This is a genomic window from Streptomyces sp. NPDC031111 (assembly GCF_055570675.1).
Genome location: NZ_JBVIGS010000003.1, coordinates 610182 through 635788, shown reverse-complemented (window position 1 = coordinate 635788; position 25607 = coordinate 610182). Strand labels below are relative to the sequence as shown.

Genomic DNA, 25607 nt, shown 5'->3' with positions numbered 1-25607 from the left:
CCACCCCTCACCAGGTCTCTTGATGGTCAACTCCTGTCAAGGGGCGTGGAGATGCGCGTTCCCGGAGCGCGCCGCGCGGACATGTGACGGGGCTCTCTCATACGGCTTTCACCGAGGCCTCATACGGTGGGGGCATGACGCAGGTGACTCCTCCCGGGTGGTACCCCGACCCCGGGCAGACGAATGACGGGCCGGCCACCGAGCGCTGGTGGGACGGCGGGGCCTGGACGGACCAGGTCCGCCCGGCGGGGTCGGCAGCCGCCTGGGTTCCCCCGGCGCCGAGCGGTGCGGCCCACCCGGCCTACCCGGCGTATCCCGCCGCGCCGCCGCCCGGGCGGGGGCGGGGGCTGCGGATCGGGATAGCCGTGGCCGTCGCCGTCGCCGTCCTGGCGAGCATCGGGGTGGGCGTGTTCGCACTGACGGACGACGGCGGGGACGGCGGTACGGCGACCTCGCAGGGGCCGGGCGGGCGGGACCGCGGGCCGGACGGGGGCGGCTCCGGCGGGCAGGACGGCGACTCCGGCGGGTCCGGGGGTGAGGAGTCCGGGCCGGACGGGTCCGAGGCGCCGCGGATCGAGAGCGGGTCCGTGACCGACGGGCTGAGCGGGATCAGTCTGCCCATCCCCGACGGCTGGTACGGCCAGGAGTTGCAGGTGGGGGCCTCGGTGACGTCGGAGGACTCGTACGACTGTCCCGGCGACACCTCCAAGACCTGCACCAAGGGCGGGGCGTACTCGGCCCCGGCCCTGGCGCTCGGCGCCAAGGGCTCCACCGCCGAGGAGGTCGCGAAGGCGGACATCGCCGCCAACGCCGAGGAGAGCTACGGCGGCACCGCCTACGGGAAGATCACCTCGCACGACGTGCTCGCGTCCAAGGCCGTGACCGTGGCCGGGCAGAAGGGCTATCTGGTGCGCTGGAAGGCGGTCACCAGCAAGGGCTCCGACGGGTACGTCCAGTCACTCGCCTTCCCGTCCCCCGGGCAGCCGCAGCAGATGGTCGTGGTCCGCTTCGGGGTCGACACCGACCAGACGGAGGCGGTCCTCGACGAGATCACCGAGGGCATCGAGGTGTCGTCGGGCGGCGGCAACGGCCAGGACGTCTGACCCGGCCCGCGCCTGACGGCCGGGTGGGGCACCCCTCCGCTCAGAGGGTGCCCCACCCCGCCGGGGTGAGCGCCGCCCCCGTCCCCACGGTGCGGCGCCGCCGGGTCGCCGTCCCGTCCCGGGAGCGGCGGCCCGCGTCTCAGTCGAGGCCGAGTGCCGGCAGCACGGCGGCCTCCACGAACCGGAGCAGATAGTCCGGGTCCGCGTTGCGCCCCTCCAGCACGGGCCGGACGCGCAGCACACCGAAGATCTGTGCCGGGATGTACTCCAGCGCCGGATTCCCGGCGGAGACCTCCCCGCGTTCGACACCGCGCCGCAGGATCTCCTCCAGTGCGCTGATCTCCGGGTCGACCAGTGCCTCGCGCAGCGCCTGCGCCAGTTCCCGGTCCTGGGTGACCGCGTGCCCGAGCGCCTGGAGCAGTGTGGCGTCCTTCGGTGACCACTCCCCCGCGCACCGCGCCGCCTCGCGCAGGTCCCCGGCGAGGGTGCCGGTGTCGATGCCGGCGAACCGCGCCTGCCCGCTGGAGCGCAGGGCGGCGGCGACGAACTGGGGCTTGGTCCGCCACTGCCGGTACAGCGTGGACTTGCTGCACCGCGTACTGGCGGCGACGCCTTCCATGGTGACGGCGTCATAGCCGCACTCGCGGATCTGGTGCAGCACGGCGTCGAAGAACTCCCGCTCACGCTCCGGCGTGATCTTGGAGCGGCGCGAGGTTCCGACCTGTCCGGGTCGGTCCGCGTCCTGCGACGTCATCGGCTCGGCTCCTGTCCTTCGAGTGAGGCGTACATCATCGATACGCCAGTGTACCGGTACGCGAACGTATCGGTACACTTCCGTATCGGTACGGCCCCGTATCGATGAGAGTCGGTACCCGCGCGCACCACCGCACACCACCGCACCACCGTCAGCGAAAGGGCCGGGGGATGAATGCCCGCAAGGAGCCTGAACCGGCCGGGTCCGACGCACCGCGCCCGCCACTCGTCCGTGAACTCCTCCTGGTGGCGGGCCTCTTCCTCGTCTACAAGCTCGGCCGGCGGCCGGCCACCGGCCACACCGCCGAGGCGTACCGCAACGGCCACGAGGTGTGGGACCTGGAACGCGCGCTCGGCCTCCCCGGCGAGGGCGCGGTGCAGTCCCTGCTGCTGCACGGCGAGGGGCTCGCGCACACCGCGAACGTCTACTACGCGGCCGTCCACTTCCCGGCCACCGCCGCCTTCCTGATCTGGCTCTACCTGCGCCGCCCGCGCCACTACGTCTGGGCGCGCCGCGTCCTGGCGGCGGTGACCGGCGCCGCGCTGGTGCTGCATCTGCTGTTCCCGCTCGCCCCACCGCGGATGCTCGCCGCCACGGGTCTGGTGGACACCGCGCGGGTGTACGGGCCGTCGGTGTACGGCCCGCCGGAGACCGACGGGCTGTCGAACCAGTTCGCGGCGATGCCCTCGCTGCACTTCGGGTGGGCGCTGATGGTGGCGGTCGGACTGATCGTCGCCACGCGCGCGTGGTGGCGGTGGCTGTGGCTGGCGCATCCGCTGCTGACGCTGCTGGTGATCGTGGGCACGGCGAACCACTTCTGGCTGGACGCGCTCGTGGCGGCGGCGCTGCTGGGTCTCGCCCTCGCGGTGCTGCGCCTGCCGCGGCACACGCCGGCGGGAGCGGGACGCGTCCGGGCCCGTCATGTGTCGGCGAAGGACCGGGCGCTCGTGGGGGCGGGCCGATGAGCGCCGTCCTGGTGGCCGTTCTGCTGTCCCTCGTCTCCGCCGTCGCCTACGCCGCGGCGGCGGTGGCCCAGGAACGGCTCGCCTCCCGGTCCTCCGGTACCGGCCTGCTGCGGCTGCCGGCCGACGGCTCCTGGTGGTGGGCGGTCGCGCTGAACGCCTCGGCCGCGCTGCTGCACGTGGTGGCGCTCAAGTACGGCCCGCTGACCGTGGTCCAGCCGCTCGGCGCGCTCACCCTGGTCGCGGCGGTCCCCATGGGGGCGCGGATCGCGGGGCGGCGGGTGAGCGCGGTCGAGTGGCGGGGTACGGCGTTGACCCTCGCCGGTCTGGCGGTCGTGCTGGTCACGGCGTCCGGACCGGCGCCCGACGACGTGCTGAGCGTGACCGAGGCACTGGTCGTCGCGGGTGGCACGGCGTCCCTGATCGGCCTGTTGGCGTGGCCGGGTTCCCGGCCCGGTCTGCGGCACGCGACCGCGTCGGGCGTCGCCTCCGGGGTGGCCTCGGCGCTCACCCAGACCGTGACGGTCGCGGTGACGGACCGGTCGGGTCCGCTGCTCGACGCGCGGGTGGTCGTGGTGGCGCTGCTGGTGGCCGCGTTCGCGGTAGGCGGTCTGCTCCTGTCGCAGACCGCCTACCGGGCCGGCCTGGGCGCCCCACTCGCGGTGGTCACCCTGACGAACCCGCTGGCAGCCGCGACAATCGGCTTCCTCCTACTCGGCGAACACCTCCGCGGCGGCCCGCCAGGCATCCTCACAGCCCTGACCGGCACAGCCCTGGCCTCCTGGGGCGTACTCCTACTGACCAGAGCAACCCCGCAAACTGCGGGCAGTCGTGCCGCTGGGGCGGCACGGGTGGGCGCAGCGGCACCCCATCAGCGCCGGGCTGCGCAACACCCCCCGCCCGCCCCAACGGCAGTCAGTCCGTGACGATCGCCGGATCGCTGACCCCCACCCTGCCGTTCTCGACGTGCCCCACGAACCGCCGCAGATACCCCGGCTCCGCCGCAGAGGTGACCGTCAGGTCGTACCAACGCCGGCTCCGGCCCAGATCGACGGTGCGGTGCACAGTCGCGCCCCCGCGGATGGTGACGGTCGTGGCCCGCCCCCCGTAACCGTCGGCCAACCGCAGCCGAACCACCCCCGACCCCCCGTTGACGAACGTCAGCCGCACATCGTCGCCGACATGACGCGCGGTGACCTCGCACCCGGCTTCCCCGTTCGGCCCCCGGAAGACACGGAGGAACCCGTTCGGGCCGTGCACGGTCAGGTCGTACGAGCCACCGGAGTACGCCGAGTTCCAGGTGTCCGCGAGCTCCTTCCCGGCCTCGGTCGTATAGGTCCAGGGCCCGTCGGCACGGTTGCCGGACGTGACCAGGAAGGCCGCGCCCGCCCCGGCACCGGAGGCGAAGGTCAGCGTGAACTTCCCGGCCGCCGCGTCGACGGAACCGTCGACCGCCGGGGCGTACTTCAACGGGCGGGCGGGGCGCAGTCCCCGCTCCTGGCGGGGCATGCCGGCGTCGGCCGGGGGCGTGGGCCGGTAGTCGGGGTGGCGGTCGCGGTCCGGCGGCTCGTAGGCGTCGGTGTCCGGAAGCCGGGCCGGCCGGCTGTCCTTGCGGGAGAAGTCGAAGGCGGACGTCAGGTCGCCGCAGATCGCGCGCCGCCACGGCGAGATCTGGGGCTCGCTCACACCGAAGCGGCGCTCCATGAAGCGGATGATCGAGGTGTGGTCGAAGGTCTCGGAGCAGACGAACCCGCCCTTGCTCCAGGGTGAGACGACGAGCATCGGCACGCGCGGGCCGAGCCCGTAGAAGCCCTCGCGGTGGGTGGCGCTGCCCGGGAACACGTCGAGCGAGACATCGACGGTGGACCGGCCCTGCGCGGCCGACTTCGGCGGCAGCGGCGGCACCATGTGGTCGAAGAAGCCGTCGTTCTCGTCGTACGTGATGAACAGCGCGGTCTTCGCCCACACCTCGGGGTTGGACGTGAGCGCGTCCAGGACCTGGGAGATGTACCAGGCGCCGTAGTTCGAAGGCCAGTTGGAGTGCTCGGAGAAGGCCTCGGGAGCGGCGATCCAGGAGATCTGCGGCAGCCGGCCGGCCTTCACGTCGGCGCGGAGCCGGTCGAAGTAGCCGTCGCCGTTCTTGACGTCGGTGCCGGTGCGGGCCTTGTCGTACCAGGGGTCGCCGGGCCGGGCGTCGCGGTACTTGTTGAAGTAGAGCAGGGAGTTGTCGCCGTAGTTGCCGCGGTAGGCGTCGGAGATCCAGCCCCAGTGGCCGGCCGCGTCCAGGCCGTCGCCGATGTCCTGGTAGATCTTCCAGGAGATCCCGGCCTCCTCCAGCCGCTCGGGGTACGTCGTCCAGTCGTAACCGAGTTCGTCGTTGCCGAGGACCGGGCCGCCGCCCTTGCCGTCGTTGCCGGTGTGGCCCGACCACATGTAGTAGCGGTTGGGGTCGGTGGAACCGATGAAGGAGCAGTAGTAGGCGTCGCAGACGGTGAAGGTGTCGGCGAGCGCGTAGTGGAAGGGGATGTCCTCGCGGGTCAGGTACGCCATGGTGGTGGTGCCCTTGGCGGGCAGCCAGCGGTCGTACTTGCCGTTGTGGTAGGCGTCCTGGCCGTCGGACCAGCCGTGCGGCAGTCCTTCCAGGAACTGCATGCCGAGGTCGTCGGCCTCCGGGTGGAAGGGCAGGACCTCCGTGCCGTCGCCCTTGGTCTGGTGCCAGACCGATCTGCCGCCGTCCAGGGTCACCGGGTGCGGGTCGCCGAAGCCCCGGACGCCGCGCAGCCTGCCGAAGTAGTGGTCGAAGGAACGGTTCTCCTGCATCAGGACGACGATGTGCTCGACGTCCTCGATCGATCCCGAGCGGTGGTTCGCCGGGAGCGCGGCGGCTCGCTCGATGCTCGCGGAGAGCGCGCCGAACGCCGTTGTGGCGCCCGCGAGTTGGAGGAATCGGCGCCGGTTGACTTCGGGCATGGGTGAGGCCTCTCGGACGGTGCCGGACGATGACGGGGTGCGCGCGAATGGAGTGTTCCAGGAGCGGCGAACGTGAGGGAAGGGTGCGATGGCGCCCGTGTGAATGTCGTCGGTACGTGACGTTCGAACGGCTCAGCCGCGCCAGCTCCTTCGGCGCAGGGCCGCTTCGGTGCCGGCGAGGTAGACGGCGGTGGTGAGCCATTGGGCCGCGTACCGGTCCTGGTCGTCCTCGGCGAGGCGGCCGAACGCGTCGCGGGTGCGCCGGGCGGCCACCGCGCCGAGCGTGACGAGCAGGTCCGCGCCGGTGGCGAATCCGTTGCGGCGCAGCACGGCCGCATGGCCGTGGATGTCGTCGGCGCGGGCGGGTTCGGCGGCGGACCGTCGCCCGCCCACGACGGCCCGCTCGATCAGGTGCCGGACGCGCCAGAGCGGTGAGTCCTCCGTGGCGGCGGCCGAAGGGTCGGGCGGGAAGGGGAGGTCCGGCGGGAAGTGGCCGTCGTGGAGGTGGTCGTAGCCGAGATCGGCACGGCCCCGCCAGTCCTCCGGGAGGCGCAGGGTCGCCTCGGTGCCGGGTACCGGGGCGACGGCGAGCGGGCGGAGCGTGGTGACCCGGTCGGGGTCGAGGCGTCCGACGACCCGGATCCGCAGCCCCGGATGTGCGCCGAGCCGTCGGAAGTTGGCGGTGTGGGCGAGGGCGGGATGGCGGTGGGCGGGGGCCAGCCGGACCGGCGAGTCGTCGCCCTGGGGCCCCGGCTCCGGCCCCGGCCCCGGCAGTACGCGGATCAGCAGGTCCGCTCCGTCGGTGGCGAGGATCTCCACGTCGCGGACGGTCAGTGGTCCGGTCTGCCCGGCCCCTCCGGGGTCACCGGCGGCGGGCACCGGGAACGGCTCGGTGGCGGACACCGGCGCCGACGCGGTCTCCGGCCAGGGTCGTCCGGCGGCGAACGTGGCACGGACGCCCTTCTCCGGCAGCAGACGGCCGTCCGGCGCGACGACCGCGCCGGAGAGGATCAGGCCCCCGCGGGACAGCCGGAGGTGGTCGCTCAGGAACGACCGGATCGCGACATGGGCGGTACCGGCCCGGAGCGCCCTGGCGGGTCCACCGGGCTTGACGTCGGGGAGCGTGTACCAGCGGCCGTCGTCGTCGACGAGATGGGTGACGACCCCGCCGCGACCGCCCGGCCCGATCACCGGTTCACGGCAGACGCCGTACAGCCGCAGCGGCCCGTCGGGACGGTGGTGGTGGCGGACGTCGCCGATCAGCGCCGGGTCCGGGTCGGCGGCCTTCAACCGGTGGGTGACGAGGAGGAGTTCACCCAGGGCGGCCACCAGTGCGGTCGGGGCGTGGGCCCGGTGCGGGTCCCGCTCGTCACGCAGACAGCGTACGACGCCCAGGGCGGCGGTCTCCGCACGGTGCAGCCCCGCCAGCCGAGCCGTATGGCCGGCGCGCAGCAACTCGGCCTGAAGTACCGCCCCGGCACCGGTTGTTCCGGCGGACAGCACCGCCGCGGCAGCCGACCAGAGTCCGGCGGCGGCTCGGATCTGACCGGCGGAGGGTTCGCGCCGTTCGGGTTCGGCGGGTTCGGAGGTTTCGGGACGTTCGGGCGCGTCGACGGCGGTCGAAGGGGTGGCGACCGGGCAGATGCTCAATATCGCGGCCCGGTGCACGCAGCGGGGCGCCAGCAGGCAGGTGCAGTGGGCCTGTCCGGCGTCGGTGACGATGCCGGACGGGGCGGGTGTCAGCGTCACCCACGCGTCCTCACCGCAGCGCACGCGGAACGTGCCGTCCTCGACGGTGACCGGGGTCGCGGACAGCGCTTCGACGGCCGCGTCCAGCCGGCCGCGCAGCCGCGTGGTCAGGCTCTCCACCGCGGAGGCCGGCACCTCCGGTACGACCGGTGGCAGTGAGGTGTTGGGACAGGAAGGGGTCATCGAGTCGCTCCACGGACGCGTTCGCCCACCCAGCGGGCGAGCGAGAGGGGACTGAGGGCGGCCACCGGCATTCCGGCCGCGACGAGTCGCCGGGCGATCGGCACCGAGTAGCGTGGAGCCCCGCTCCCGTCGAGCGCGGCGCAACCCAGCAGATGGACACCGGAGGAGACCAGGGACCGGACCTCGGTCAGCAGACCGTCGGCCCCGCCGCCTTCCTCGAAGTCGCTGACGACCACCATCAGCGTGCGGTGCGGCACCTTCACGAGCGAGCGGGCGTGCGCGAGGCCGGCCGCGATGTGTGTGCCACCTCCGACCTTCACCTCCAGCAGCAGGGACAGCGGGTCGGTGACCCGGTCGGTGAGGTCGACGACCTGCGTGCTGAACGTGAGGAAGTGGGTGGAGAGCATGGGCACACCGCCGAGTACGGCAGCGGTCAGTGCCGACCAGATGACCGAGGCCTCCATCGACCCGGACACGTCGACGACGAGGATCAGCCGCCAGTCGCTCTGCCGGGAGCTGCGGGTCCGGAAGACCGGCCGCTCAGGGACGATCTCGACCCTGCCGTCCTCCAGCCTGCGGCTGTGGACGAGGTTGGCCCGCAGGGTACGGTCCAGGTCGAGCCGGCCGCCGGGGCGCCGGGTGGGTCGCGGTGTGCTGAGGCCGGTCAGCGTGGGGCGCAGCCGGGTGGCGAGTTCCCGGGTGAGTTCCTCGACCAGGCGTTTGACGAGCCGTCGCAGAGGGGCGATCCGCTCCTCGGGCATCCCGCGGGCCAGCGTCAGCACGGCGGACAGCAGCTCCACGGAAGGCCGTACCGAGTCCGGGTCGAGGTGGGCGATCACATCCGTACGGCCGTTCGCGGCGGCCCGTCCCAGGACCTCCTCCCGGATGTCCGCGCCGAAGAGCGCTTCGAGTTCCTCGGCCCAGTCCCGGACGCTGGGGTAACTCGGGCCCCGGCCACCGGTGAGCTCGTCCGTGTCCTCCTTGCCGTCGTCAGAGGTCGCCACCCCGGCCTCCTCCACGCCGTCCGCGCCCTCGTCCCCGGTCGGCTCCTCCGCTCCGAACAGCTCGTCCAGGGCCCGGGCGTACGGCATCAGGCCCGGGGGGAGCTTCGCCGTCTCACTGCCGAGCAGCAGCCGCCAGCGGTCGGCGGGGCCGAGCCGTCGTGGCTCGCGCTCCGCGTCGTCGGGGCCGGACACCGGCCCGCTCACCGCGCGTCCCGGCCCGTACGGTTCGGGAGTGTCCGTGGGCGCGGGGCTCACCGTCAGGCCCAGCCCGCCCAGCAGGGCGAGCCCCTCGTGGTCCGCCTCGGCCCACCGGCCGACCAGTGCGGCGGGCGCGGTGAGCCGCAGGTCGGGGCGGTCTCCCAGCCGGCCGGTCACGGCCGTCAGCAACCGCCTCCGGCCCTCCCCCGTGAGCGCCCGGAATCCGCCGCGCAGCGCGGGAAGCCGGTCGAGGAAGCGGCGGTCGCTCATCGTCTCGACGCGCTCCAGCAGCGGGTCGAGGGCCGTGGGTACGGACTCGATCAGTGGTCCGGCGGCGACGAGCAGTCCGGTGAGCCGGCGCTCCAGCCGGTGCCGGCTGTCCGGTGTCGTGGCCGAGTCGACCCAGGCGGCCAGCCTTCCGCCCAGCAGGTCCGAGCCGTCGAGGTCGAGCAGCACCCGGGCGGCGAGAGCCGCTCCCTGGACGAGCGGGGACCCGGTGTGCGCGAGGTCGTACAGCTCGCCGTCCAGGCGCAGGCCGAGCCGGTCCTCACCGCTGCGGACGGCCAGGGTCACGATGGCCACGGCGTCCTCCGGCTCGTCGCTGCCGGCCAGCCCGGGGAGGGCGCGCACGGCGGATTCCAGGACGACGTCGGAGAGGGCCGTCGCCCGCTCGCGGATCGGCTCGGTGGTGCCGGGCAGGTGCTCCCGGCGTATCGACTCCAACAGGTCGAGGGCTTCGAGCAGTTCGGGAAGGGTGGCCGCGGCGGGCAGGACCGTCGCGGCCTCCGTGAGGCCGTCGGCGACCAGGTCCGGCAGGGCGCAGCGGGCCGCGGCGCCCACCAGGCCGATGACCCGGGCGGGGGTGGGTCCGCCGGAGGCGGACGCGCGGCGGTGGTTCTCCCGGAGGATGCCGTCGGCCGCCTGGGCGGCGGTGACGCCTCTGACGCCCACCAGGTCGAGCCGGGCGGCGACCGACGGGGTCCAGGCCGCCCGCCAGCGTGTGGTGAGGGCGCTCCCCTCCCCCTCGGCGGATACCTCCACCGGCTCCGCGTAGCCCACCCCGCACTCCTTGAGCCGCTGGAGCAGGATCTCGCGCCGGGCGTCGAGTGAGGAGCGCAGCGGCGAGAGCCGGATCTCCCGGCGGGCGGGACTGGCCGGTCCGGGCAGCCGCAGCGCGGCGAGCTCCGCCTCCACCCAGGGCCCGAGCCCGGAACGGGGGGTACCGGGGGCGAGCTGCCCGCGCTCCGTGCCGACCAGCACCGGTTCCAGGACCTTGCCGAGGGGTTGGCCGTGGCCCAGTACGGACGTCACCGCTTCCAGCAGTTCATCGCGGCCGGGTGCGGGGAAGCCGCGCAGGGTGCCGAGGTCGCAGGCCACGCGCAGGGCCTCGATGGCCTCGCCGGTTCCCGCGGTGTGACCCGAGGCGCGGATCTCCCGGCATATCTCGATGACGACCCGCGCGGCGGCGTCGCGTATCCCGCCCGGATCACCCCCCGCGTCGAGCACCGCCTGCTGCCAACGCGGATCGCGGACGCCGGCCGGGTAGCCGGAGCGGGAGTCCAGCAGGGCGAAGGCGTACGGCACGAGCGACGTGACGACCGACGGGCCAGGGGAGCCGGTGTCGGCGGCGGTGTCCTCCTCCCCCTCGTCCGCCAGGGCGGGAGCGTGGAAGGCACCGATCACCGCGGCCACCCGGCGCTTGCCCGGCGCGGCGACGATCCGCCGCATGTACGCCTCGCGGGCCAGGTCGAGGGGCGTGGGGCCGCCCCGGGCCTGCCGCACCGCCCAGCCGAAGCCGAGGGCGGCCCGGCGCACGGCCTCCGGGGCACCACCGGCGGCCGGCACCTCCACGACGCGGTCCCACAGGTCGGCCGCGTCCGGTCCGGCCGCCGCCGCGCCGGACACGGGACCGGCCGACCACGCCGGGTCCGCGAGGGGCAGATCGCAGCAGATCACCTCCGCGCCGCGGTCCCGTGCCCAGCGGATCGCCGCGAGTTCGGGCGAGAAGTCGGCGAGGGGGTAGAAGTGCAGCCGCCCGTCCTCGTAGGCACCGCTCAGTGCCACCGGCGCGGTGGTGCGCGGATCGGAGAGGTACGGCAGCCACGGCTGGAAGTCGGCCGGCAGTTCGACGCAGACGACCTCGGGGTCCGCCGCGTCCAGCAGCCGGGGTACGGCGACGGCCAGTGCGGGACTGTGGTGCCGTACACCGATCAGATACGGCCGTGTGCGGGCCGCCAGTGCGGCCACCCCGGTGGCCGTCTCTTCTCTTGCGTTCATGGGTCCAGTCGAGCGGTTCGGCGGGGACGGCCGTACGCGACGGCCGTCCCCTCTTCCCGGCGGTACTCAGCGACGGCGCTTCCGCGGTCGCGGCACCTCCAGTTCCTCCAGCTGCGGTCCGTCCCCGTCCTGGACCCGCTGCCAGGCCTCACGGTAGAGACCGGCGACGGGCCGGAGGGGCACCACGACGCCCAGGACGGGCTCCTCACCCTCCAGCAGGTCGTACATCGGCAGCTTCCACCGCTCCAGCGGGAGATGCGGGTTGCTGAGCTGGGTCCAGCCACCGGGCAGGAACAGGGAGCGTCCGGCCTTGGAGCGGTTGCCCTCGATGACGAGGTCGGTGGCGGCGAGTTCGGCACGGGCGGCCCGGAGCCTGGCCGTTCCGCCGCGCTGCCCGCCCCAGCCGGTCCAGCGCGCGGTGTTGCGGTCGGTGGGGTCCGGCAGGGCGAGCAGCATCAGGTAGAGGACGGCGGCGTCCTCGCCGATGCCGTACCGCTTGGCCACGTCCGTGACCAGGTCGGGTACGGACCTGGCGGGGTCCTGCGGCCACCACGTCCCGTCCGTGTCGCGCCCGCCCGCCACCGGGTCGCCGGGGTCGGCCAGCAGCTCGGCGAACGGCCGGTCGTGGACCAGGCGCAGCGCGGTCTCCTGGGCGTTCGGCCGTTCACCCGTGAACAGGGCCGTCAGGTGGGGGTCGTTGCCGGACGCGTCGAGCAGCGCGGGCCGGAGGGCGGGAAGGAACCCTTGCCGCTCCGTGCCCAGGACGACCGCGCCGTAGCGCACGAAGTCCTCACCGGTCTCCGTGGGATCGCCGGCGGCCCGCCGGTACGCCTCCCAGTCGATCCGCCGGTCGAGGGCGATCAGCAGGCCGTCGTGGGCCAGCCGTTCGCGCAGCGCCGTCAGTACGCCGGGCAGGGTGGCGCGAACCGGGTCGCCGGAGGGGAGACGGTGGGCGAGCCACGCGGCCAGGGCCACCGCGCCCTTGAGGACCGTGCCGTCGAAGCCGGGTCCCCCGGTGGATTCGAGGTAGTAGCGGCCGAGGGTCCAGGTCAGGTCCTTGGCCAGATGGGGCTCGGTGGCCATGTCGACGAAGCCCTGCAGTGCCGCGGCCGGTTCCCATCCCGGTGACACCACGGTGCGGACCGCGTCGTGGAGCACCTCCTCGGGTATGGGGGTGCGCCGGCCCAGCCGCTCGTTCCAGACCTCGGCCGCGCGGGCGACGTCGGGGCCGTCCGTCCACAGCCGGGCCGGATCGGCGGGGAGCAGCGCCGCCACGACGGCCTGCCGGGCGCCCGCGTCGAGGGACTTCAGTTCCCCCTTGGCCACGCGCGCGTCGGCCGACTTCACCCCGATCGTCTTCAGCGTCGCGGAGGGCACGGCCTCCCGCTTGTCGTCGATCCTGGGCAGGCCGGCGACGACCAGCCGGGCCATGGTCGGGGTGACCCCGGTGAGCCGCGCGAACTCCTCGGCGGCGGCGGGGAACCAGGGCGCCGGGCCGCGCTCGGCCAGCTCGGCGCGGAAGGCCGCGGCCCAGCCCGCCGGTCGTCGTACCGGCTCCGGCACGAACGGCCCGGCGGCGACCAGGGTGTACGGCGCGGGTGTCTCGAACCGGCCGGACGGATCGTGGAAGACCGCTCCGTAGCGCAGGCCCCTGGGGTCGTCGCCGGTGTCCCATTCACTGAGGTAGCGGAACGGGTGGCTGGGGAAGAGCAGGAACGCGCCGCCGTCGAGGTCCAGCACGGTCGTGTCCGTGTGGCCCTGCACGGCGTCGGGTCCCTCGAACAGGCTCCGGTCCAGCCGCAGTCGCACGCGGCGCCAGTGGTCGGGGTTCAGCTCCGTGAGTTGCTGCGCGTCGAGTTCCTCCAGGAAAGCGTCGAGTGCGTGTCGGTGCTCCTCCAGGACGGCCTCCGAACCGGCCCGCAGCGCGACGATCGCGGGCAGCTCGGGCAGGCCCCGGGCGTCCAGCTTCTCCAGCGACCTCTGTTCGGCCAGCTCGCGGTGGGTGCGGCCCGGGGGAGCCGGCTCGGCCTGGCCCCGCAGCGACCGGCCGAGCAGGTTGGGCAGGTCGTAGAGGGAGTGGTCGTAGCGGTAGTACGAGCTGCGCCAGCCCAGGCCGGTCAGACCGACGCCGTTCAACGCCGCCTCGAGCAGTTCGTCGCCCGCCTTGGGCCGTGGTTCCCGCTGGACGACTCCGGCGATCGCGGCGTCGAGGCGGGCCAGCGCCGCGTCCAGGATGCGCTGCTGCTCGGCGGCGTACCGCACCAGACCGGTGATGCCGGCCCGCAGCGCCTCGTGCCCGACCTCCGGCAGGAGCGTCCGGACCAGTCCGGGCACCAGGTCGGCGCCCTCGGTGCCCTCGGCGTCCTGCCGCGGCTCCGACACGCCGGCGGCCAGCAGTGCGGCCGCCGTGTCCTCGTCGATCCGGCGGAGCGCCGCGGAGCCCTGGAGGTCGCGCGGCCGGAGCAGATGCCAGTAGCGCAGGGGTGGCAGCAGCGGGGTGCCCGCGGTGAAGGGACCGGGCGTCTGGTGCTCCGGCGCCCGGGCGACCACCGTGCCGTCGGTGTCGAGCAGTTCGATGCCGCTCCAGTCCCGGATCACGGCCAGGGGCCGGTCGGCGCCCGGGAACAGCAGGGCGTGCAGCGGGACCCTGTCACGGTGCTCCGGTACGACGACCGAGCGTCCGGCCAGGTCCTCGCCCCGGATCCGGCCGTCGGGCAGCTTGGTCAGACGCCAGCCGAGGAGCCCGTCCACGGGGACGCCCACCGGGCCCGGTTCCGCGCCGGGGGCGGGCCGCAGCCAGGACTTCTCCAGCATCGCGATCTGTGCCGCGGTGTCCGGGTACTCACCCAGCCACTCCGGGAGTCCGGGCTCGCCCACGGTGTCGTCCACCGGGTCGTACGCCCGCCAGGTGGGTCGCCCGTCCTCGGTTTCGGAGGCTTCGGCATGGGCCCACACCCAGTACGACGTCCCGTCACCGATCAGCAGCCCCCTGTTCGGGACGACCGTGCCCCCGCGGCGCACGACGCCGCGGCCGGTGGTCCGGCCGCCGCCGGGCAGGGGCAGGGAGACCGGGTGGACCTCCCCGTCACGCGCGCCCGCCTCGTAGGGGAAGGAACCCCATACGGAGCCTTCGACCGACACGGGTGACGACGAGGTGCCGTCGGTCCAGTAGCCGTCGCCGCTGGACGCGGAGTTCGCGTACCACCAGACGAACAACTCACCGTCGACGTAATGCAGGTTGACGCGCGCGAACCGGTCCGGTGCGGGACGCAGCTCGTGGCTGAGCACCGTGCCCTCGGCGTCGATCACCCGGACCTGGTCGCCGGAGAGGACGACGAGGTGCGGCCAGGCGTCGGCGACCCGGATCTTCCGTGCCTCCTTCGGCGACGCGGGGTTTCCGATCGCCTCTTCCCAGGCGGGCCAGCCGAGTTCGTCGAGGATGCCGGTGCGCAGGGTGCGGGCGAGGGCCGGCGCCATGCCGGTGGCGAGTGCGTCCCGTACCGCGTCCTCGGCGACCGCGAGCACTTCTCCGGGCAGCCAGCTCAGGGTGTTCAGGGCGTTGCGCCAGCCGGACATCCCGGGCAGTTCCGTGGTGAGGTACCTGCGGCTGACCTCGCTCACCCATTCGGCGAGCATGGGCCGCCCACCGGGGGACTTGGCCAGGGTGAGGACGGTCTCCTTGTGGGTGTTCCTGTCGTCCTCGGGGCAGCCGCGCCGGAACGCCGGGCGGAAGCGGGCGTCGGCCTCCAGCGCGACGAGATCGCGCCGGTCGTCGCACGCGGCCCACGCGTTCAGGTCGAGACCGCGCCTGTCGTCGGGCTCCGCCACCGGGATGCGCAGGGAGAGGAGCTGGTCGAGGAGGTTCACGTCGCTGACCGGGGCCGGAAGCGTGTCACCGGAGTCGACCAGTTCGGCACGGAGCGCGTCGGCCATGCGGTCGACGAGCGGACGGAGCCCTTCCGGGGCGAGACGGCCGTGGGCGGCCTTGCACAGCTCGAGGAATCTGCGTGTCCACCCGGCCGTACCGTCGGAGGGCCGCACGTCGGCGGGCAGCGCGGGGTCGCAGAGCCCGGCGGTGGCACCGGACTTCTCCAGCAGGTCCAGCCACTGGGGCAGCTCCGCCCCCTCCCACTCCGCGGGCATGAGGTCCAGCAGGGTGCCGCGGACGGCGGGTTCCTGCTTGGTGAGCTGGACCAGGGCCTGCCGGTGGGCCTTCCACCAGCCGGGCGGTGCCTTGACCGTGCCCGGCAGAGCGAGCATGTCGCGCAGATAGGCCGTCTCCTCCGCCTGCGCGTTCTTGCCCGCGACCGCCTTCGCCAGTTTGCGCAGCTCGGCCGCGCCCGGGCTCGACGGCGGCAGCCCGTGCGCCGCCAGCCGGACGAAGAGCCCCCGCAGGTGCCGGAACGCCGTCGCGGCCGGGACCCGGGAGGTCAGGCCCTTGGCGTAGCTGGAGAGGACCTTCGTCGGTACGGCGTCGGCCAGGGCGAACTCCAGGAAGACGGCGTCCATGCGTGCCTCGTCGAACGGCAGCGCGTGGGCCGTCTCGGCCTTGCGCGCGTTGACGAACATCATGGACGCGTACGCCTTCTCGCCGGCGGCCAGGAACACCCGGCCCGCCTGTTCGTAGAAGGTCGGCAGGAAGTGCGGTACGGAGCCCGCGAGCCGTTCCCCGATCGACTCGTAGGTGGCGCGGGCCCGCTTCGCACGGGATCTCACCGTCCGCGCCACCTTGTCCATCTCCTCCACCAGGGACATGGCCAGGTGGCCGTCCGAGGGGTGGTGGACGAGCACCCAGTCGGGGAAGCCCAGGGCCCGGTGCTGCCCGATGCCGACCTCCACCGGCTCGCCCTCGGGCACGAGTCCCAGGAAGCCGGTGCCCGGCCCCCCGGTGGGGTCCTCGGCGGTGAGGCGTACGACGATCCGGCCGTCCAGGCCCGGATGCCGGTAGGCCTGGGTGAACATGGGCACGGCCCGCTCGCCGCCCCCTGTGGTGCCCGGCGGCAGCACCGCGCCGGCGCGCAGCAGTTCCTCCACGTCCGCCGTCGCCCCGCCCTGTGTCGTCCCGTCGCTCATGATCGTGTGCCTTTCGTGGGTGTGCTGACCGCCGTGCCGTTCACTGGGCGCCCTCCCTGTTCACGGCGCGGCCGGCGTGCAGGGCGGCGGCCATGCGCATGCCCTCGGACCAGGCGACGGGGCCGACCTCGGTCAGCGGGAGGCAGCGGTGTCCGTCCTCGTCGCTCCAGGTCAAATGGCCGGTCCAGGCCTTCTCCTCGGCGTAGGGGTCGCTCATGCCGACCGAGGCGGTGAAGATGCGTCCGGCGTCCCTGATCCGGTCGACGACGGCGCTACCGACGATCTTGTAGCCGAGGGACGTGGCGCGGGCGGAAAGATGGAACCACGAGCGGTACTCGGCCTCGGCGAACTCGGTGATCCTTTTGGCCGCGCCGTCGATCCCCTCGGGCTTGTGCCAGGTGGCGCGGTGGAGCTGCTCGACGCCCTGAACCACTCCCAACTCGGCGGCGAACGCCCGGAGTTCCTCCAGGTCGGGCAGGAGGACCGGGTGGGGCATCGTCACCGTGCGGGGAGCCAGGCGGACGGTCTCGCCGTCCAGGTTCACCACCCGCAGTTCGCCCGAGTCGTCGGCGTCGCGCAGGAAGCCGACCTCGTCGGGGCCGTCACCCACAACAACGATGTCACGCAGCGCCGCCTGCCAGGCCTCGTCGGGCCAGACCCGGGCCAGCAGACCGGTCGGCACCGGCAGCGAGGACACCATCCAGGTGGTGACCTGTGCCGCGCACTCGGCCGTGTGCCGGTCCAGCCACTCGGCGAACCGCTGGAGTTCGATCACTTCGGGACGGTCCCGTATCTCCGCCGGCAGGGCCCTCTCCGGTTTCCGCTCCCCCGGGGACTCCTCTCCCGACGCGGTCCGGGCCACCACCCGGCCGTCCATCAGGGCGACTTCGTATGTGCCGCCCGCTGCCAGCCAACCCATGAGTTCTTCGCCTCTCCCACCACTCGCGTACCGGCACAGCGCCCCCGGCGGCTCCGATCGGCGCGCCCCGCTGCGACGTTGATCGAAAGACTAGGGGCACCCACCGACAATCCCCCGGCGAACGCTTCGGCGTGAAGGCAGGCGTGCGGGTCGGCGTCGACGAACCTCCGTGCGGTCAGCCGGGCTGTCGTGCCGGATCCTGTGCCTCCCGTGGTGCGTACGCGGCCCAGTCCACGATCTGCACCGCCGCGCCGGCGGCCTCCTGGCCCCGGCAGTGGGCGTGATGCCTGCGGGCGATGCCGTCGAGGTCGAGGTGGGAGCCGAAGGCGGGGTGCGCCGCCAGCCGTCGTGCGTACGCCCACAGACGGGGGTGGTCGGTGATCCGGTGCACCGCCGCGGCGTCCAGGTGGTGGCGGTGCACGGTGTCCAGCTGCACCAGCGTCACCCACAACTGCACGTCTGCGAGGGTGAGTTCGTCGCCCAGCACCAGCTCGCCGGAGGCGAGCCGCCACTCCAGCAGGTCCAGTGCGCGCAGCAGGGTGGCCAGCGCGGTCTCGCGAGCCGCGGGGTCACCACCGGGCTGCCCGGCGCGCTGGGCGGTCGCGGTGATGCCCTGCTCGCAGAGCCGGCCCACGGCCTCGATCGCCGCCTCGGCGCCGCGCGGGTGGAGATCGGGACCGTGAACGCCGAACTGCCGGGCCAGGTCCCGCAGGATGTCGGGGGTGTGGGTGCTGACGATCCGCCCGGTCCAGTCGTCGCTGAGGACCGGCGCCACGGCCGGACCGGGGTGCTGGTGGGAACTGGCCTCGTACAGCGGGCGCAGAGCCCTGTGCCCCCCGCCGGGTGCGTCGGGCACGGCGGCCAGCGGCGTCACCGGGAGGACGTCGTCGAGGCCGAGCAGACTGTGCGTGACGGCGATCCGCAGACAGTGCGGACAGGCCGGTGAGAGGTGGAGCCGGTAGCGGTGCGGCGCCGCGTAGTAGCCGCTGCGCGCGTCGCAGCCGATCCTGCTCCGGAAGGACGGCACGGCTGTCGGGGATGTGGCGGACATGCGTCTCCTGGGGTTCTCGGTCCCCGCGTACGGCAGTTGCGGCATGCGGCGGTCACGGCATACGGAGGCCACGGCACGCGGCGGCTTCGGCGCATGCCGGGAGGCGGTGCTGACGCGGGAGGGTCAGGCGTGGGCGCGGGCTCGGCCGCCATCGCTGAGGGAACCCGCCGCGCCGCACACACGCATGAGATCGATGTGGCGGCGGGTCGTCAGCAGGGGCAGCGGCCGGACGGCGACACGGACGGCGTCACTGCCGAGGTCCAGTGCGGCGCGACCCATCATTCCCTACCAATTCACTAGGATTCCTGTAGGGAGTCTCGGGCCGCGTCCCAGTCGCGTCAAGAGGGCCGGTCGCGGGGCGGATCCCGCGGGCGGCGAGCGGCGCGGACCGCGTCATCCGTGAACCGCATGCCACTCCCAGCCCCGGAGCCCTGGCGGATCTCCCCTTCTGCCTACCGAAAGTCCAGGTCAGCGGCGTATCCGGCGGTGTGTCAGGTGGCGCAACAGTTCCGCAACACCACAATCCCTACCGGATGAGTATGGTTTCGGCCATGCCTCCGACCGACCGCATCCGGGACCACGCCGGCCAGGGCGCGACCACCGTCGCGGCCCACCGCGCGCGACGCCGGCTGCGCGCGGACCGGGCGCGCCAGCTCGCCGATCTCCTCCGCCGGCAGATCCTCGTCGGCGGCTTCCCCTCCGGCACCCTCCCCCACGAGTCCACCCTCGCCACCGACTACGGCGCCTCCCGCAACACCGTCCGCGCGGCCCTGGACCTCCTGCGCGCCGAGGGCCTCGTGGAACGCCAGCCCGGCGTCGGCACCGTGGTCGTGGCCCGCAAGTACCCCCACGGGCTCGACCGCCTGATGGGCCTCGCGGAAACCCTCCACGAGCACGGCCGGGTCACCAACGAGGTCCGTACCATGGGCCCGGCCCCGGCGCCCGTCCCCGTCGCCGAGCGCCTCCGCGTGCCACCCGGCACCGACGTCCTCTACATCGAACGTCTGCGCCGCCTGGGCGGCCTCCCCCTGTCCCTCGACCTCACTTACATCCCCCTGGACATCGGCACCGCCCTGCTCGGCTGCGACCTGGAGAACACCGACGTCTTCCGTCTCCTGGAGTCCCTCACCGGCCGGCCTCTCGGCCACGCCGAGATCACCCTGGAGGCGGTCAACGCGGACGCCCACTCCGCCGCCGTGCTCCAGGCTCCGCGCGGCGCGGCCGTCCTCATGCTGGAACGCCTCACCCACCTCGCCGACGGCCGCCCGGTCGACCTGGAGTTCATCCGCTTCCGCGGCGACCGCATCACGATGAGCGGCCTGCTGCACCGCTCCCTCTGACGCACCTCTCCCCTTACCGAGTCCGACCTTCCCGGAGACAGCCATGCCCTTGGCGCCCCAGCGGGCCGATGTGCCCGTGACCATCGACGAGTCGAAGTGCATCGACGGCTGCACGCTCTGCGTGGACATGTGCCCGCTGGACTCCCTCGCCATCGACGTCAGCAGCGGCAAGGCGTACATGCACGTCGACGAGTGCTGGTACTGCGGCCCGTGCGCGGCCCGCTGTCCCACCGGAGCCGTCACGGTCAACATGCCCTACCTGCTCCGATGAGAGGCCCCACCACCATGAAACGCACGGCAGTCGCAGCGTCCGCGGTCGTCCTGCTGCTCCCGCTCAGCGCCTGCGGCGGTGACGCCGAGGCCGGCGACGGCTCCACCGTCACCGTCACCGTCGGCTACCAGTCCAAGACCATCAACACGGTCACGGCCGGCACGCTGCTCCGCTCCCTCGGCTACTTCGAGAAGCAGTTGAACTCGCTCGGCGACGGCGTCACCTACAAGGTCGTCTGGCAGGACTTCGCCACCGGTGCGCCCATCACCGCCCAGATGACCGCCGGGAAGATCGACATCGGCTCGATGGGTGACTTCCCGCTGCTCATCAACGCGGCCCGCGGCAAGCAGCTCGGCCGCCCCACCCATCTGGTCTCGGTCACCGGCTACAACCTGCGCGGCGGCCTGAACACCATCGTCACGGCGCCCGGCTCCGAGCTCTCCTCCCTGGCGGACCTGAAGGGGAAGAAGGTCTCCACGAGCGTCGGCTCCGCCGCCGACGGCACGCTCGTGCGAGCCCTGCAACGCGCCGGCGTCGACCCCGACAAGGACATCGAGAAGCTCAACCAGCAGCCCGCGGTGGGCGCTTCGGCCCTCGCCGCGGGCAGCACCGACGCGCTGTCGCAGTTCGTCGCCTGGCCGGGCCTGCTCGCCCACCAGGGCAAGGCGAAGGCCCTGTACGACGGCGCACAACTGAACCTGCCCACCTTCCACGGTGTCACCGCCCGCGAGGACTTCGCGAAGGAGCGGCCGACCGTGCTGGAGGCCTTCCTCAAGGCGCAGGCACAGGCGACCGACTACCTGAACGAGCGTCCCGTCACCGCCGCCGAGAAGGTCGCGGGGGCCACCGGCCTGCCCGCCGAGGTCGTCTACCTCTACAACGGCGCCCACGGCATCGCCACCTTCGACCCGGCCCTCAAGCCCCGGCTCGTCTCCGCGCTGAAGCAGGACGTGTCGATCCTGGAGTCCGCGAAGCTGACCGGTGGTGTGGACGTGGACGTGGACTCCTTCGTCGACGACCGTTACGTGCGGAAGGCCCTGGGGACGACGTACGCCGAGCGGCTCGCCGCCACGCCCCCGCCCGCCGCGAGCGAGGTGTGGCCGAAGGGCTCCGCGCGGACGCGTACCTTCAAGTCGCCCACCGAGCTGCTGAGTCACGTGTCGGCCAACCAGGACACCGTCCGCGCCGCCTACGTCCCCGACGCCACCACCGGCACCCTGTGGTTCGCGGACCGGGCGGTGTGGGTGGCCGACGGCGAGAAGCTGCTGCCCTTCGTCGCGTCGGCGACCGCGCGGGACTACGTCGACGGTCACGGCGGCGCGCGCGTCGTCACCTATGCCGAGGCGCTGGAGCGGGCGTCGTGACCCGGTATGCGCTGCGCGGGCTGTCCCTGGCCGTCGGCCTCGGCCTCTGGCAGCTGCTGACCAGTCTGAACGTCGACGTCTGGCTGCGCTTCTCGCAGTTCCCCACGGTCACCGACGTGGCCCGCGCCTTCACCGACCGGCTGTCCGGACCCGACTACTGGACCGATCTGACCGACAGCCTCACCCGTATCCTCACCGGTTTCCTGCTGGCCACCGTGCTGGGTGTGGCGACCGGCGTTCTCGTGGCCCGCTCGCGGCTCGCCGAGGACCTGCTCGGCCCGCTGCTGGAAGTCGTCCGCCCCGTCCCGGCCATCGCCCTGGTCCCCGTGGCGATCCTCCTGTTCCCCTCCAATGAACAGGGCATCGTCTTCATCACCTTCACCGCCGCCTACTTCCCGGTCCTGGTCTCCACCCGGCACGCGGTGCGCGCACTGACCCCCGTGTGGGAGGAGGCGGTGCGCACCATGGGCGGCGGCCGGTGGCGGATCCTCGGCTCGGTCGTCCTGCCGGGCGCGCTGCCCGGCATCTTCGGCGGCCTGTCGGTCGGTATCGGCGTCTCGTGGATCTGTGTCATCTCGGCCGAGATGATCTCCGGCCAGTACGGGGTCGGCTACCGCACCTGGCAGGACTACACGATCGTCGACTACCCCGGGGTGTTCGTCGGCATGGTCACGATCGGCGTGCTCGGCTGGGTCACCTCCACGGCCGTCGAGTTGCTGGGCCGCCGGCTGACCCACTGGCTGCCGCGCACGTCGTACGTCCCCGGCGGACGGGCCCCACGCCGGGCGCGCCGCGCCACGGCCCTCGTTCCGGCCGGACCCAGGACCAAGGAGAACGTCTCCCATGACCAGCTCGTCTGACGTGCGTGCCCCGGAACGCAGCGGCGCGGGGCTGGCCCTGCGCGAGGCCACCCTCGGACGGCCCGGCGCGCCCGTGCTCGACGAGGTGGACCTCCACGTGGCGCCCGGCGAGATCCTCACCGTCGTCGGCCCCTCCGGCTGCGGCAAGTCGACGCTGCTGCGCACGCTGGCCGGGCTGTTGTCGCCCTTGGCCGGAGAGGTCACCCAGGACGCGGGCCCCCTGACGGGTCCCTCCGCCGACCGGGCGCTGATCTTCCAGGAGGACGCCCTCCTGCCCTGGCGCACCCTGCGCGCGAATGTCGAACTACCCCTTGCCATCAAGGGGTTGTCCCGCTCCGAACGCCGTACCCAGGCCGAGTCCTGGCTGACCCGCGTCGGGCTGTCCGAACAGTCCCGGCAACTGCCGCACCGCGTCTCCGGCGGCCAACGCCAGCGCGCCCAACTGGCCCGGGCCCTCGCGAGAGCGCCCCGTGCCGTCCTGATGGACGAGCCGTTCGGCGCCCTCGACGCCCAGACCCGCGCCGGCATGCAGGACCTGCTGGTGGAGGTGCTGCACGGCACGGGCGCCACCGTCGTCTTCGTCACCCACGACGTGGACGAGGCCCTCTTCCTCGGCGACCGCGTGGCCCTGCTCGGCGCGGGCCGCCTCATCGCCGTACGGGACGTACCGCGCCCGCGCGAGCGCGCCGCACACGACGATCCCGCGCGGATCGCCCTGCGGCGCGAAGTCCTCACCTCACTCGGTTCTTGAAAGGCACCCTGGTGGACACCCCCCTGGAGATCCCCGCCCTCACCGACGCGGACGAGATCCGCTGCGACGTGCTCGTGATCGGTGGCGGCACCGCCGGCACCATGGCCGCCCTGACCGCCGCCGAGCACGGCGCGGACGTCCTGCTGCTGGAGAAGGCGCACGTCCGCCACTCGGGCGCCCTCGCCATGGGCATGGACGGCGTCAACAACGCCGTCATCCCCGGCCGGGCCGAGCCCGACGAGTACGTCGCCGAGATCACCCGCGCCAACGACGGCATCGTCGACCAGTCCACCGTCCGCCAGACCGCCACCCGAGGGTTCGCGATGGTGCGGCGGCTCGAGTCGTACGGGGTGAAGTTCGAGAAGGACGAGCACGGCGAGTACGCGGTCCGCCGGGTCCACCGCTCCGGCTCGTACGTACTGCCGATGCCGGAGGGCAAGGACGTCAAGAAGGTCCTCTACCGGCAGTTGCGCCGGCGCGAGATGCGCGAGCGGATCCGGATCGAGAACCGGGTGATGCCGGTGCGCGTGCTCACGGTGGAGGGGCGCGCCGTGGGCGCGGTCGGCCTCCACACCCGCACGGGCGCCTTCGTCACCGTCCGCGCGGGCGCCGTCATCCTGGCGACCGGCGCGTGCGGCCGCCTCGGCCTGCCGGCGTCCGGCTACCTGTACGGCACGTACGAGAACCCGACGAACGCGGGTGACGGCTATGCGATGGCGTACCACGCGGGCGCCGAGCTGACCGGCATCGAATGCTTCCAGATCAACCCGCTGATCAAGGACTACAACGGTCCGGCCTGCGCGTACGTCGCCAACCCGTTCGGCGGCTACCAGGTCAACCGGCACGGCGAACGCTTCGTCGACTCCGACTACTGGTCGGGGCAGATGATGGCCGAGTTCGCGGCCGAGGTGGCGAGCGACCGGGGTCCGGTCTACCTGAAGCTGAGCCATCTGCCGGAGGAGTCGATCTCGGCCCTGGAGTCGATCCTGCACTCGACGGAACGCCCGACGCGCGGCACCTTCCACTCGGGCCGCGGCCACGACTACCGCACCCACGACGTCGAGATGCACATTTCCGAGATCGGCCTGTGCGGCGGCCACTCGGCCTCGGGCGTACGGGTCGACGACCACGCCCGTACGACCGTTCCCCGGCTGTACGCCGCCGGGGACCTGGCCTGTGTCCCGCACAACTACATGATCGGCGCGTTCGTCTTCGGGGACCTGGCGGGCGCGGACGCGTCCCGGTACACGCCGTACGAGGGGGAGTTGCCCCTCGACCAGCTCAAGGAGGCGCACGAACTGATCTACCGTCCGCTGCGCAACCCCGAGGGTCCGCCGCAGCCCCAGGTCGAGTACAAGCTGCGGCGCTTCGTGAACGACTACGTGGCCCCGCCGAAGTCCGGCGCCCGTCTCTCCTTGGCCCTGGAGGCGTTCGAGCGGATGCGCGCCGACATCGCCGCGATGGGTGCCCGCACCCCGCACGAGTTGATGCGCTGCGCGGAGGTGAGCTTCATCCGCGACTGCGCGGAGATGGCCGCCCGGGCCTCCCTGGCCCGCACGGAGTCCCGCTGGGGCCTCTACCACGAACGTCTCGACCATCCGCGTCGTGACGACGCGTCCTGGTTCCACCACCTCGATCTGCGCAAGTCTCCCAGTGGTGCGATGGAGTTCACCGCGCGTCCCGTTGCTCCCTATCTGGTCCCTGTCGACGAGTTCAGGCCGGTCGGCGGCCCCTCCCGTCGTCTCGGCGAGGTCCACCCGGAACAGGTGGCGATCGCGGGGGCCCGGGAAGCGGCGCCGGTGGCGATGCGGCAGGAGCCCGCCGTCACCGGCACAAGGGCCCACTCCGGTACCGGCGCGGACGTGCCGGCCTCACCGCGCCTGCTCGAACTCCTCTCCCTCGCGGAGGACGAACCCGCGCTCCCCGCCCTCACGCCCTACCTGACCGACCCCGACCCCACCGTCCGCCGAACGGCCGTCACCGTCCTGACGGAGACGGTGCCGCCCGGCACCGGACCGGCGCTGGCCGCCGCGCTCGCGGACACCGACACCGGCGTCCGCGCCGCCGCTGCCGCCTCACTGAGCGAACTGGTGGAGACGCTGGCCCCCGAACCGGCACTGCGCGACGGTCTCGCCGCCGCCCTGTCCGGCACGGACCCCGTCGCCCGCGCCACCGCACTGGACGCCCTGCGGGTCCTGCGTCTCGGTGACACCGGGCTGTTCGCCAACTCCCTGTCGGACTCCGACATCATCGTCCGTGTCGCGGCGGTGCGCGCGCTGGTGTCGGTCGACGCCGCCGGAGAGCTGGCCCGCGCGGCGACCGCCGACCCGTCCCGCGAGGTCCGCGTCACCATCGCCAAGGCCCTGGCCACCGTCCCCGGAGCGGACGTGGTCCACTCGGCCCTGGCCGGGCTCGTCGACGATCCCGACGCCCTGGTGCGTGCGGCCGCCTACGAAGCACTGGGCACGACCGGCTGCCCGGCTCCCCTGGCCGCACGCGCGCGGGCCGCCTTGTCCGACCCGGCCTGGCAGGTGCGGGCCGGCGCCGCCACCGCGCTGTCCCTCGCCGGCCCCGGCGTCGCGGTCCCCGCCCTCGCCAAGGCCCTCACCGACCCGAACGCCGACGTCCGCAAGGCCGCCGTGGTGGCACTCACCGGCCATCGTGCCACCGAGGACGCCCGGGCGGCCCTGACCACGGCGACGACGGACCCGGACGCGGACGTCAGGGCCTATGCGGCCCGGGCGCTGTGACGCCCGAAGTCGGGGGTGCCGGCCATGA

Annotated in this window: 16 protein-coding genes; 9 read left to right on the top strand and 7 right to left on the bottom strand. The window is 73.3% G+C overall.

Annotated features, from left to right (window positions below; genetic code table 11):
- Nucleotides 1-134 precede the first annotated feature (134 nt).
- Nucleotides 135-1103, top strand: a complete 969-nt coding sequence (locus ACZ470_RS09825) for a DUF2510 domain-containing protein (protein WP_468426101.1) — start codon at nt 135-137, stop codon at nt 1101-1103.
- A 139-nt stretch (nt 1104-1242) separates the two neighbouring features.
- On the opposite strand, the gene ACZ470_RS09820 is transcribed toward ACZ470_RS09825, so the two are convergent.
- Nucleotides 1243-1857: a TetR/AcrR family transcriptional regulator gene (locus ACZ470_RS09820; RefSeq protein ID WP_468426099.1), complete on the bottom strand. Its 615-nt coding sequence runs from the start codon at nt 1855-1857 to the stop codon at nt 1243-1245.
- A gap of 170 nt (nt 1858-2027) precedes the next feature.
- On the opposite strand from ACZ470_RS09820, the gene ACZ470_RS09815 reads away from it, so the two are divergent.
- Together ACZ470_RS09815 and ACZ470_RS09810 are read left to right on the top strand one after the other, a co-directional pair.
- Nucleotides 2028-2822 carry a phosphatase PAP2 family protein gene (locus ACZ470_RS09815; protein ID WP_468426097.1) on the top strand — a complete coding sequence of 265 codons (795 nt, stop codon included), beginning with the start codon at nt 2028-2030 and terminating at the stop codon, nt 2820-2822.
- Nucleotides 2819-3745, top strand: coding sequence for a DMT family transporter (locus tag ACZ470_RS09810; RefSeq protein ID WP_468426096.1), 927 nt, complete (start codon nt 2819-2821; stop codon nt 3743-3745). Before ACZ470_RS09815 ends, ACZ470_RS09810 begins: the two co-directional genes overlap by 4 nt.
- Here ACZ470_RS09810 and ACZ470_RS09805 read toward each other — a convergent pair.
- From ACZ470_RS09805 to ACZ470_RS09780, 6 genes are all read right to left on the bottom strand, one after another.
- Complete coding sequence (locus tag ACZ470_RS09805; protein ID WP_468426094.1) at nt 3735-5789, bottom strand: phosphocholine-specific phospholipase C; 2055 nt, start codon at nt 5787-5789, stop codon at nt 3735-3737. The two genes, ACZ470_RS09810 and ACZ470_RS09805, sit on opposite strands and share 11 nt — an antisense overlap.
- Before the next feature lie 132 nt (nt 5790-5921).
- Nucleotides 5922-7721 (bottom strand): hypothetical protein, encoded by a 1800-nt coding sequence (locus ACZ470_RS09800; RefSeq protein WP_468426092.1) that lies wholly within the window; start codon nt 7719-7721, stop codon nt 5922-5924.
- Nucleotides 7718-11200 (bottom strand): vWA domain-containing protein, encoded by a 3483-nt coding sequence (locus tag ACZ470_RS09795; protein ID WP_468426090.1) that lies wholly within the window; start codon nt 11198-11200, stop codon nt 7718-7720. Before ACZ470_RS09795 ends, ACZ470_RS09800 begins: the two co-directional genes overlap by 4 nt.
- A 66-nt stretch (nt 11201-11266) precedes the next feature.
- Complete coding sequence (locus tag ACZ470_RS09790; protein WP_468426089.1) at nt 11267-16273, bottom strand: DNA-binding protein; 5007 nt, start codon at nt 16271-16273, stop codon at nt 11267-11269.
- A 40-nt stretch (nt 16274-16313) separates the two neighbouring features.
- The gene (locus tag ACZ470_RS09785) at nt 16314-17192 is read right to left on the bottom strand and encodes a DUF4132 domain-containing protein (RefSeq protein ID WP_468426087.1); all 879 of its coding nucleotides are present in this window, start codon (nt 17190-17192) and stop codon (nt 16314-16316) included.
- A gap of 175 nt (nt 17193-17367) precedes the next feature.
- The gene (locus ACZ470_RS09780) at nt 17368-18243 is read right to left on the bottom strand and encodes a glutathione S-transferase C-terminal domain-containing protein (RefSeq protein WP_468426085.1); all 876 of its coding nucleotides are present in this window, start codon (nt 18241-18243) and stop codon (nt 17368-17370) included.
- A 551-nt stretch (nt 18244-18794) separates the two neighbouring features.
- On the opposite strand from ACZ470_RS09780, the gene ACZ470_RS09775 reads away from it, so the two are divergent.
- The 6 genes from ACZ470_RS09775 to ACZ470_RS09750 are packed head-to-tail and all read left to right on the top strand — an operon-like array spanning nt 18795 to nt 25579.
- Nucleotides 18795-19583 carry a GntR family transcriptional regulator gene (locus ACZ470_RS09775; protein ID WP_468426084.1) on the top strand — a complete coding sequence of 263 codons (789 nt, stop codon included), beginning with the start codon at nt 18795-18797 and terminating at the stop codon, nt 19581-19583.
- Nucleotides 19584-19626: 43 nt separating this feature from the next.
- Nucleotides 19627-19854 (top strand): 4Fe-4S dicluster domain-containing protein, encoded by a 228-nt coding sequence (locus tag ACZ470_RS09770; RefSeq protein ID WP_055491243.1) that lies wholly within the window; start codon nt 19627-19629, stop codon nt 19852-19854.
- Between the two features lie 14 nt (nt 19855-19868).
- Nucleotides 19869-21218, top strand: a complete 1350-nt coding sequence (locus tag ACZ470_RS09765) for an ABC transporter substrate-binding protein (protein WP_468426083.1) — start codon at nt 19869-19871, stop codon at nt 21216-21218.
- Nucleotides 21215-22078: an ABC transporter permease gene (locus tag ACZ470_RS09760; RefSeq protein ID WP_468426082.1), complete on the top strand. Its 864-nt coding sequence runs from the start codon at nt 21215-21217 to the stop codon at nt 22076-22078. Before ACZ470_RS09765 ends, ACZ470_RS09760 begins: the two co-directional genes overlap by 4 nt.
- Nucleotides 22062-22829, top strand: coding sequence for an ABC transporter ATP-binding protein (locus ACZ470_RS09755; RefSeq protein ID WP_468426080.1), 768 nt, complete (start codon nt 22062-22064; stop codon nt 22827-22829). The genes ACZ470_RS09760 and ACZ470_RS09755 overlap by 17 nt, the downstream gene beginning before the upstream one ends.
- Nucleotides 22826-25579 (top strand): fumarate reductase/succinate dehydrogenase flavoprotein subunit, encoded by a 2754-nt coding sequence (locus tag ACZ470_RS09750; RefSeq protein WP_468426078.1) that lies wholly within the window; start codon nt 22826-22828, stop codon nt 25577-25579. Before ACZ470_RS09755 ends, ACZ470_RS09750 begins: the two co-directional genes overlap by 4 nt.
- Nucleotides 25580-25607: the final 28 nt, after the last annotated feature.